Annotated in this window: 4 protein-coding genes; all 4 read left to right on the forward strand. The window is 62.7% G+C overall.

The genetic code is table 11. From position 1 onward, the window contains the following. The first annotated feature begins 155 nt into the window (after positions 1–155). The 4 genes from PKE98_RS13485 to PKE98_RS13500 all read left to right on the forward strand — a co-directional run bounded on the left by PKE98_RS13485 (position 156) and on the right by PKE98_RS13500 (position 11,042). Entirely contained in the window at positions 156–1,379 is a 1,224-nt protein-coding gene (locus PKE98_RS13485; protein WP_271195819.1) for a hypothetical protein, read from the forward strand. Then, the gene (locus PKE98_RS13490; RefSeq protein ID WP_271195820.1) at positions 1,376–3,562 is read left to right on the forward strand and encodes an ATP-binding protein; all 2,187 of its coding nucleotides are present in this window, start codon (positions 1,376–1,378) and stop codon (positions 3,560–3,562) included. Before PKE98_RS13485 ends, PKE98_RS13490 begins: the two co-directional genes overlap by 4 nt. A 102-nt stretch (positions 3,563–3,664) precedes the next feature. Beyond that, positions 3,665–7,336, forward strand: a complete 3,672-nt coding sequence (locus PKE98_RS13495; RefSeq protein ID WP_271195821.1) for a DUF4132 domain-containing protein — start codon at positions 3,665–3,667, stop codon at positions 7,334–7,336. Between the two features lie 46 nt (positions 7,337–7,382). Beyond that, positions 7,383–11,042: a DUF4132 domain-containing protein gene (locus tag PKE98_RS13500; RefSeq protein ID WP_271195822.1), complete on the forward strand. Its 3,660-nt coding sequence runs from the start codon at positions 7,383–7,385 to the stop codon at positions 11,040–11,042. The last annotated feature ends 24 nt before the right edge of the window (positions 11,043–11,066 follow it).

Here is an 11,066-nt window from a genome sequence, read left to right on the forward strand (position 1 = left end):
GCTTTCTCTGCGCGCCCGCCAGGCGGTAAGAAAGTCGTATCACGCTCGGTACACGCTTCTGTTTAAATAGCCCCGCGAAGGGTAGTAGTGATGCCTGGGCCGGCGCTGCCGATGCCAGATCTACGCAGTAAACCCTCTTTTCAAAGGATTGAGTGATGTCGCAGAACTGCGCGCTGGATGCAGACTCGTTTTCTACCTTGCTCACGCTCTATATGCGTCGCATCCGCGCCAGTGCAGCGGGGGTCGCCAGTGAAATCGGCCTGAGCCGAGAAGCGGTCAACAACTGGCGCAATGGCTTGTCCTTGCCCAATCCAAAATCCCGCGACCGCCTGCTGGCCTGTGCGGTCTACCTGCGCCTGACCGAAGCCGAAACCAATCGGTTATTCAGTGCCGCCGGCTTTGAACGCGAGTTTCCCCTGCAAGGTGAGCCAGCCGCAGGCAGCCCGTTCGCTGCGTTTATCGAGCAGGTGTTCGAGCAGTTTGCGCGACTCACGCCATTTCCTATCTGCATGCTGCTCTCCCAGGCGCACTGGGGCCAGCCGCCGTTTCGCCTGGAACTGCTGGCGCGCGCCAAGACGCTCTACGGCGCCGATGCGGTGTTGCATATCCAGCCGCCCTATAGCGTAAGCACCGCCAGTAGCGACTACTTCGCCGCCATCGGCCGCCAGTGCGGGTTCGACGGGGTGACCTCTGACTACGAATTCGAAGCGGCGCTGGAACGTCGGCTGCTGTCGGGTGAGCGTCTGTTCTGCCTGGTCAGCCGCTTCGAGCAGGGCACCGCGCAGTTGCGCGAAACCCTTGCCGGCATTCTGCGCAGCCTGAGTGAAATGCACAGCTGCAACCTGCATTTGCTGCTGTGTGGCGGCGAAGGCTTGGCCGATCTGAAATACCGCAGCGGCGACCTGTCGTTGCTCAACATCGCCCACGTCAGCCACTGGCCGGAACTGGCGCTGGCCGACCTCGCCAGCCTGGCTGCCCGGCGCTGGCCCGAACGGCGCTTTGCCGCGGCCATGCTCGAACATCTGCTGGAGAGCTGTGGCGGACACCCGGCGTTGGCCGAGGAGGGGTTGCAATGGCTGGTTGAATACCCGGAAGCCGACGCTGCCGCACGCCAGACCCTGCATACCCACCTGCGTAGCAGTGCGCGCTTGTGGCAGGCCTTTCAGCCCCTGACGCAAGACCCTGCCGCACGCGAGCGTTTGCACGCACGCCTGTTGGCCGACGACCTCGGCCGTGCCCGTCCGTACCTGGCCGATGCCGAGTTGCGGCGGCTGTTTTGGAGCAACCTGATCGCCGTGCGCGGGCAGGGCGACAGCGCCCGCCTGTACTGGCGCTGCGAGGTAGTGCGCGAGGCTGGCCTGCAAGTGGTGCAGTCATGAATCTGCTGGCCGGCATCATCAAACACCCGCTGGCGCGCCGGCTGCTTATCGGTGCCCTGACCCTGGGGCTTGGCAGCGCCATCCTGACGCCGCAATTCAACCCGTTCACCCGTTATGCCAGCCAGGGCATCGTCGCCAGTTCCATCGTCTGGAACGAGGTGATTGAGTTCAAACGCGCCTACCTGGAAGCCACCTACGCCAACGATGGCTGGCCGCAGGACCTGGCCGAGTTCACTCCACCGCCGGGCGACCGGCATATCAGCGTGGTGTCGCCGCAGGCCAATCGCCTGCTGATCAACATTCAGGACAGCGATGACATGGGCGATCTGGCTGGCACCCAGATCATTCTCGATTACCGGCCAGGCTCCACCGAATTTGACTGCTCGCCCGGCGAGCCGCCAATTCCCACGCGTTATCTGCCGAGCAGCTGCCAGGTCACTGAAGACGGCGGCTGGGCCGAGCCGGAGATCATTGCGGATCTGCGCTGGCTATCGATTCTGTGTGCCGTCGTGGTGTTGATCTGCATGGTGCTGTTGCTGTTGCGCCACCCCTTGCTGAGCCCAGTGCAGGCGCGGCCGGGCAACCTCCTGCGAGTGCCGGTGGCGCAATTACCCAAACTCGACCGCCTGCTGCGCCTGATGGGGCGGCGCAAAAGCACCCTCCTGGCTGCGGGCGTCAGCGAGGCAGATTGGCAGCGTGCGCTGGCGTACGCCCAGGCCGAGCGTGAAGAACGTGTGGCCCCTCTGGCCCTGCGCCTGGGCGCCCAATGTCAGCTCAGCAGCGGCTGGGCCTTGCCGGGGCACGTGTACGAATGGCGTTTTACAGCCGATCTGCCCGTCAGCCTCGACCGCTGCCTGGTGTATCTGCCGCCGCGTGACGTGCGTGACGACCTGCTTGTGCAGCACCTGCGGGGCGTGCAGACTGGCCTCGATGTAATGCTGGTGCTAGCCGCCGAGGACTCGCTGGCCCTGGCTGACTATTGCACCGACGCCGCCAATTTCTATGTGGCGGTGGACGAGGCCTCGCAGAGCGAGTGGCTGCTGGGCAAGCGACCGGTGGAAGTGCTGCTGCGGCTGCTCGCTGCGCAGCTTAAAGTCACCCGCATTTCGCCCTACCAGACCCGTGGCGGGGTGGTGCGCAGTGGCTCTTTCTTCGGCCGCGCGCAATTGCTGGCGCGGGTGCTCAACCGCGAACCGGCCAATTATCTGGTGGTAGGTGGACGGCAGTTGGGCAAGAGCAGCCTGCTCAAGGCGGTGCAGCGGCGTTTGCTGGAGCACCCGCATATTGCCTGCCATTACATTTCCCTACGTGACCACCGCCTGGCGCCGCGCCTGGCGTTGCAATTCGGCTTGCCGGCTGAAACCTCGCTGGAGCAAGTGATTGATCACATCGTCGCCCACCAGGCGGGTAAACGCCTGTTTTTGCTCATCGACGAAGCTGACCTGTTTTTCCGCGACGAGGCACAAAACGGTTACCGCCAGCTCTCCACCCTGCGCGCGCTGAGTGAAGAGGGCCGCTGCTGGTTTATGCTCGCCGGCTTCTGGGACCTGTACGCCACGGCGGTGCTGGACTACCAGTCGCCCCTGCGCAACTTCGGCGAGGTGCTGACCATCGGCGGCCTGGAAGCCGATGCCTGTCGTGAGCTGGCCACGGTGCCGCTCCACCACTTGCGTCTGGGGTTCGCCAGCAATGCTTTAGTGGACGAAGTAGTGCAAGCCAGCGGCCAGCGCGCCAACCTGGTGGCCATCATCTGCCAGGAATGCCTCGATGCCCTGCAGCCGGGGGAGCGCGCGATTGAACGCCGCCACCTGCAAATGGCGCTGGCTTCCGCCGCTGTGCAAGACGCCCTGGCCGGCTGGGGGCGCCTGAGCCATGACCCGGACGCCTGTCGCCTGGACCGCATCGTCGTCTACCACACCGCCTGCCACGGCCAGACCAGCCTGTTGGAGCTGGTGGCGCTGTTCGAGGCCCAGCAACTGCCTGTCGACATGGACGCCCTCAATCGAGCGTTGTCACGCCTGGTGCTGGCCTTTGTCCTGCGCCGCGAGAACAGCCTTTACCGCTTTGCTATTCCCCTGTTCGCGTTGCAGTTCGAACCGGCGGAGTTGCAACTGTTTCTGCGCCAGGAACTGCAGGCCGGCATGCCGGCGAGCCGGGCGGTGGACGGAGGGTCAAGAGGCTGAACTCAGCACTGGACAAACGGGTGATTCAAGCACGTGCGAGGGCCTTGTTACTGTCGCCAGCAGGCCAACTCGATACTCAATTTTGCAAGGAAGCGCTGCGCCATGATCAAGCACGATGAAGCCCGTTACGAGGCGTTTGCAACACTTGTCGAGGGCCAAAACGATACCGAGTTTTTTCCACTGCTCGCCAGCGCCTATCAGGCTGTCGGGATTGGCGTTGGTCTGGATTTCGCTGCATTGCAAACAGCCTGCGAGCAGGGCGAAATGCCGCCCAACGAGTGGCGTTTGGCGTTGCTGGCACAAACGCCAGTCGACCTTTTCCCTTACCAGCGCTCATTCACCTTCAACGTGGTGGAGTGGCTTAACCGCAGGCTGTTTGCCGATGCACCGTGCGCTGCCTGGGTGGAGCGTGGCGAGCGCCTGGTCATGCTCTTGGCACCGCTGTTGGAGGGCCGTTATCTGGCGTCCATCCTGTGGTTTCATACCGACCCTGCCCAGCCTGAGCGCTTTCACGATTTTGCCGCCACGGTGGGCGCGCGCCTGCGCGACTGGGCGCAGCAATTGGCTGACGGCAGCGGCGAGTGGGCGGCGGTACATGCCTGGATGCGCCAGGCCGGTGCTGATCCCGCGCGGCTGTTGAACGCTATCCCCGAAGACGACCAGGCGCTGACCTATGAGTGGGCAACCGACCTTGCCGGTCTGCGCCTGCTGTTGATCAAGGTCCGGGAACAACTGCTGGCGGGTGCGCCTGGCGATGATCACTGGATCGACCTGCTGCTGGTGAACGCGTGGGTGGGTGAGCGTTGGTACCACCGTGAGCCAGCCGCGGCCGAGAACCTGCACCACCACTGCTGCCTGCCGTTGCTTCAGGTGCTTGCCGATAGCCCACGGCTGCGGGTGCTTGCCGGTCAGGACGGGCTCACCAGCGACTCCCCCATTTGCCGGCTGTTCCACACGCTCGACCTGGCGTCCTTGTTCTGCCAGACCCCGGAAAGCTTTCGTGCGCTGCTTGATGGCATGTCCGACGAATGCCTGCTCTGGCTCGCCCCGAGCGACGAGTTTGTGCGCCTTTATCCGCAGGCCGAACTGATTCGGGAGCAGCAGGTACTGGCGCGTCTGGGGCAACTCAAACCGCGGCTGACCACCGAGGAAGGTCTGGCCTGGTATGAACAGGTGCTTGAGCAACTGTCCGGCAATACGTTCAATGCCGTGCTGGAACTGCTGATGGACAAGATAGGTGAGCAGCGTTTGCACCCGCTGATCACTGACGTGTTGCTGTCGCGCGCGGACCAGAACTACCCGTATTGCCTGCTGGACTTCATCGACAATGCCGACTGGCTCTACAGCTACCTGGCTGGCGACAACCCATGGCTACACCGCAAGGCTGCCGATCGTCTGTTCAGTGTGGCCACGACGCGCGATGAGACGGACGAACGCGCTGACGATGACGATGACGACGTCGAACGCCCCTACCGCTACATCCGTCACCCTTACAACTGGCCGCTGCTGCTCAACGCATCGAGCAACTACCCGGCAGTGTTTGTCGATACCCTGCGCTCCTATAGTCTCGATCGCGACGATCTGAGCCGCTGGGAATTGATCTGGAACCGGCTTGACTCGCAAGACCGCGTGGAGATGGCACAGAGAGTTCTGGGCGTGGGCTTTCACAAGTACTACGGCCCAGCCGTGCTGGAAATGGCCGCGCGCCTCTATCAACAACAGCGCGAGCCCTGGCACGCGGCAGTCGCCAGTGAAGATGGCAGAATTCTGTGCCGGGAAATCGCGGTAATCGGGCCACTGGATTCACCCTTGCAGGAACTGTTGCCGGCAATGGCCGCCCGTTACCTGATGGACAGCAGCGGCTGGATGAGTGGCGGCGTTGAAGAGCCATTGCCCAGCGCTTATGTGACGCGCGCCCTTGCTGCCCACCCGCAGGCCTTTGCCGAGCTGGAAGAAAAGGCGCAGATCAAACTGCTGCCGCTGTTCAACGATGCCGCTGTGCTGGCCTGCGCCGCCATCCTGGCATCGCTGTTCGCCAGCAGCTCGAAGCTGCTGCGTGAACCGGCCGTCAATTTGATCACACGCAGCAGTGCTGCCACCCTCGACGCCGCGAATCTGCTCGCAGCAGCTCCCAAGGCGCGCAAGCTGGTGCTGATCGGTATGGCACTGTCCAGCGAGGTGGCCATGCTCGAACTGATCACCCGCCATTTCAGCGACAAAGCCCACGACGACTACAGTCGCGGCCTTAGCCTGGATGCCCTGGAGCGCGGCGGCCAGTCGCTGAAGGGCCTTGACCCCTGGGCCGGGCTCGACCTGGCCAGCCTGCAAACCCAGGCGCTGGGAGTAAAAATTCCGGCCGCTGTGAGCAAATACTGGAACGAAGAATTCGCCGCGCTGTTGGCGCCCTTGGGCGAAGCGTTGGGCCTGCAATTGCTGCACTTGCTTTACAGCGGCGGCGAACGTTTGCCGCGGCGTGCCCGCCAACTGCTGAGCTTTTTGCCGGCCGGCCAGCGCAGTGACTTCGCCTGGCTTGGCGTGCGCCAATGGATCGCCAGCAACGGCGCCACCGAGCTGGACTGGCTGCTGCTGGCGCTGCCGGTTTACGGCGATGAACGCATCGCCAACGACTTGGTAAAAGCGATCAAGGACTGGAAAAAAGCCCGCAAACAGAAAGCCAGTGCCGCCATGCGCTTGCTCTGCCAGTTGCCCGGCAACTTCGGCGTGGCTCAGGTGCGCGATCTATGGGAGAGCGGCAAATTCTCCGAATCCATCGAAAGCGCTGCCGAGCTGGCGCTTACCGAAGCCGGGCAGCGTCAGGGCATGACCCTGGCCGAGTTCCTCGAACAGCTGGTTCCGGACTTCGGTATGACCCAAGAGGGCCTGGTTCTGGATGTTGGGCCATATCAATACGTGGTACGCATGCGCCCGGACCTGAGCCTGCTGGTGCAGGACGAAAACGGCAAAACCAGTAAAAGTCTGCCCAAGGCCAAGGCCGGTGAAGACGCCGACAAACGCAGCGTCGCCGAGAACCAGTTCAAGGCCTTGGCCAAGAACCTCAAGCCGGTGTTCAAGCAGCAGGTCAAACGCCTGTCGCGCCTGTTTCAGTTGGGCAGCGCCTGGCCGAGCGAAACCTGGCACAAGCTGTTTATTCAGCACCCGGTGATGGCGGTGCTGGCGCAGGCGGTGGTGTGGTCGGCGGAGGATGCACAGGGTCAGCCGCTCAAACGTTTTCGCCCGGCCGAGGGCGGCGAGCTGATCGGCCTTGACGACGAGCCCTGGCGCCTGCCCGACGATGCCGTGGTGCACGTTACCCACCCGCTGGAGTTGGACGAAGCCGAGCGCGCTGCCTGGGTGGCGCACTTTGCCGACTACCAACTGGAATCACCCATTGAGCAGTGGACCACCCAGGTGCTGGTGCCAGAGGCCGAGATTCTGGTCGCCGAGCGTCTGCCGCTGCCGACAAACAAACAACTCAATCGCGGCAAATTCGCCAGCCTGGTGGAGAAGTGGGGCTATATCAAAGGCCAGGCCGGGGACGGCGCGCGGGTAAACGAACATACCTGGCGCGCCGATGGCGGGCGCTGGCTGGTAACGCTCAATCACGGTGATATCGACGCGTACTTCGATGCTGAAGCCAAGGTCAGCCTGGACAACATCGAAGTGCACCGCCGTGGCGTCAAAGGCTTTGAGCGGCAACGGTTGGGTGATTTGCCTCGGGCGTTTCTAAACACCTTGCTGAGCCAGGCACAGGCGCTGGAAGCCAGCGCGCTGTAACGGTTAAAGACCGATTTTTTAACGTTTATTGTTTGCAGGGATTGCCATGCTCAAGCACGACCAACAGCGTTTTCAGGTGTTCGCCAATCTGGGCGAAAGCGTCGATGAGGCCGATTTTTTTGCCCGCCTCAAGGCCGGGTATGACGACGTTGGCATCGGTAGAGAACTGGATTTTGCCGCCATACCCGCAGCTTGGGCGCGAGGCGTGGCCCTGCCGCTGGAGTGGCGCAAGGAACTGGCTACGCAAACACCGTTCAGCCAACGCAGCTACGGTGGTGATGGCACGTATGAAGCCATGGACGCTGTTCATAGGAAATTGTTTGTCGGCACACCGGATGCGAGCTGGATAGCACGCGGGGAATGGTTGGTGGTGCTGCTGGCGCCGCTGTTGGAGTTTTACCCGCTGGCGTCGGTGTTTTTACCGCGTGATCACCGCGCCAACCCCGTGCGCTACAAAAAAGCCAACGCCACCCTCGGCGCCGGGCTGCGGGAATGGGCCGCACAGGTGGGCAAGGGGACCGGCGAATGGGGAGAAACAAGCTCCTGGCTGCGCAGTGCCGGGGCGGAGCCGGGCTCGCTTGCCGCTGCATTGGCGCCCGGTAAAGGCGCTCTGGAGATTTACCAGATTGACGGCTTGCGCGCCCTGCGGCTGCAACTTCTGCTGGTTCGTGAGCAATTGCTGCTAGGCACGCTCAGCAACGACTTCAGCGTCGACCTATTGCTCTGCTGCATGAAGGTGCTGGTAGACAGCAGCAACGCGGCGAAAGAGCTGGATGTGCCATTGGGCGGCCTGCACCAGTTCAGCTTGCCGCTGCTCAAAGAGCTGGTCGGCAGCCCACGCTGGGAAAAGATGCTCGCCGCGCCCAACACCTATGGTTATGACATCGTCGGCCGCTTGCTCGGCGACTACGCCCTGGGCGCGCTGTTTGCCGCCAGTGCCGACGGTTTTCGCGCATTTCTGGCCGGCCTGTCCGAAACGGCATTGAGATGGACGAAGGCAACCGAGTCGTTTGCCGATCGTTATCCCGAGGCGGCACTGATACTGGAGCAAACGCACCATCAGCGCCTCGGGGAATTTACTCCGCGCAGCACATCGCCGGCTGCCCTGACTTGGTATCAGAGCCTGCTGGAGTCGCTCTCCGGGCGCCTGTTCCGCGATGTACTCGACCAGTTCAAGCGCAGTGGCGACGAAGCACAGTTGCACCAGGTGATCACCCGGTACCTGAGCCCGCGTGACGAGGAGCAGGATTTCAGCTGGCAGTTGCTTGAGCAGTTCGCAAATGCCGAGTACCTGTACAGCTACCTTTCCAGCAGTAACCAGACGCTACAGGCCAGGGCGGCCGAGCAGTTGTTCAAGGTGGCGACCATTCGCCTGGTAAGCGAAAAGCAAAATGACGAACGCGCCGATGCCTACGCCAAACACCCGCAGAACTGGCCGTTGCTGATGCGCGCCAGTGCGGCGTTTCCTGCGCTGTTTATCGAGTTGCTTGATGTAGAAATTCAGCGCGACGACCTGGAGCGTTGGGAGCTGTTATGGGACCTGGCTAGCGCCGAACAGAAGGTCAAGATAGCCGGGACCTGCCTGCAAACCCTGGGCGTGAAGTACATCCGCTCTCAGTTGATCGCATTGATGGAGCGTTTGAATGAGCAGGATTGCGCGCCATTTCACGCCTATATCAACGGCGATAGTGGCTGGTCGGCCGATGAGCAGATTGGCGCTTTGGCCAAGCAGAAAACGCCGCTGTTGCAATGGGCTCCGCGCATGGCCGCGCGCGCGTTGGTGGCCAACAAAGACTGGGCACGAAATCGGGCGCTGGACCCCAAAAGCGCCAGTGCCATTGCTGCACAAACCCTGGTGGATTACCCGCAAGCCTTCGCCGCGCTGGATGAAAAGGCGCGGATCAAGCTGCTGCAACTGTTCGACGATAGCAGCCTGGTGGCCTGTGGCGATGGGTTGGCCAAGTTGTTCAACAGCAGTTCGAAAACTCTGCGTGAGCCGGTACTGAGCCTGCTGACCCGCAGCAGCGCCGCTGCCATCCAAGCCTCCGGGCTGCTTGAGGCCTCGCCCAAGGCGCGCAGGTGGGTGTTGACCGGTATGGCGCTGGCCGAGGACCCGGCGATGGTCGAGCTGATCAATCGTCATTTCAACGACGAGGCCCATGACGATTACAGCCGAGGCCTGAGCCTCAACGTGCTAGAGCGTGCCGGTCTGGCTGTGGGCAGCCTCGACACCCTGGCCGACGCCGACCTGGCGACTCTGCAAAAAGAAGCGGCGGGGGTGAAGATTCCCGCTGCTGTAAGTAAACATTGGAGCGAAGAATTCGCCACGGTGCTGGCGCCGCTAGGTGAAACATTGGGCCGGCACCTGCTGTTTCTGCTCTATGACGGTGGCCAGCAGATTCCCCGTCATGTGCGGCAGATACTGGACTTTCTGCCCGCCGGCCGGCGCAGCGATCTGGCCTTTCTCAGCGTGCAGCGATGGATTGCCGCCAATGGCGCCGCAGAACTGGACTGGATGCTGCTGACCGTGCCCGAGTTTGGTGATGAGCGGGTCGCCAACGCGTTGGTGAAAGCGGTCAACGACTGGAAAAAACTGCGCAAGGTCAAAGCCAACGCCGCCCTGCATTTGCTCTGCCAACTGCCGGGCGACTACGGCGTGTTCCAGGCCCGCGACCTGTGGGAAAACGGCAAGCTCTCCGATGCCGTGCTGATCGCCGCCCGCCAGGCGCTCACCGAGGCTGCCACCCGGCGCGACATGATCCTCAGTGAGTTGCTCGAACAGTTGGTGCCCGACTTCGGCTTGACCCACGAGGGCCTGCAGCTGGATGTCGGTCCGTATCAGTACGTGGTGCGCATGCACGCCGACCTCAGCCTGGTGGTGATTGACGAGAACGGCAAAACCAGCAAAACCCTGCCCAAAGCCAAAGCCGGCGAGGATGCCGACAAACGCAGCCTGGCGGAAAACCACTTCAAGGCCCTGAGCAAAAACCTCAAACCGGTGTTCAAGCAGCAGAGCCGACGTCTTGCCCGCCTGTTCCAGTTGGGTAGCGCTTGGCCGGCCGCCACCTGGCAAAAACTGTTTATCCAGCACCCGCTGATGGCGGTAATCGCGCAGACCGTGGTGTGGTCCGCCAACGATGGCCAGGGCCAGCCGCTGCAGCGCTTCCGCCCGGTCGGCGGAGAGTTGATTGACCTCAACGACGACCCCTACAGCCTGCCTGCCAACGCCATCGTGCATGCCACCCACCCGCTGGAGCTGGAAGAAAGCGAGCTCGCCGCCTGGGTGGCGCACTTCAAGGACTACCAGTTGGAGTCGCCGATCGAACAGTGGACCACCCCGGTGCTGGTGCCGCCCGCTGACGTTATGGCCGCCGACCGCCTGGCCCTGCCGGCACGCAAGAAGCTCAACCGCGGCAAGCTCGGCAACCTGTTGGAAAAATGGGGCTACAGCCGCGGGCAGGCCGGCAGTGGCGGGCGCATCAACGAGCACACCTGGCTACTGGACGGCGGCCGCTGGCGCGTAACCCTCAACCACGGCGCCATTGGCGTGTACTTCGACGCAGAGGCCAAGGTCGGTTTGCAAGACATTCAGGTACACCGCCGTGAAGGCGAGGGGTTTGCCCCACAGCGTCTGGGTGAACTGCCGCCAGCGTTTCTGAACACCTTGCTGCACCAGGCGCAAACCCTCGAAGCCCATGCGCTGTAAGCGCTGCGGCCGCACAAGCAGATA

This window comes from Pseudomonas turukhanskensis, from assembly GCF_027922365.1.
Lineage (GTDB): Bacteria > Pseudomonadota > Gammaproteobacteria > Pseudomonadales > Pseudomonadaceae > Aquipseudomonas > Aquipseudomonas turukhanskensis.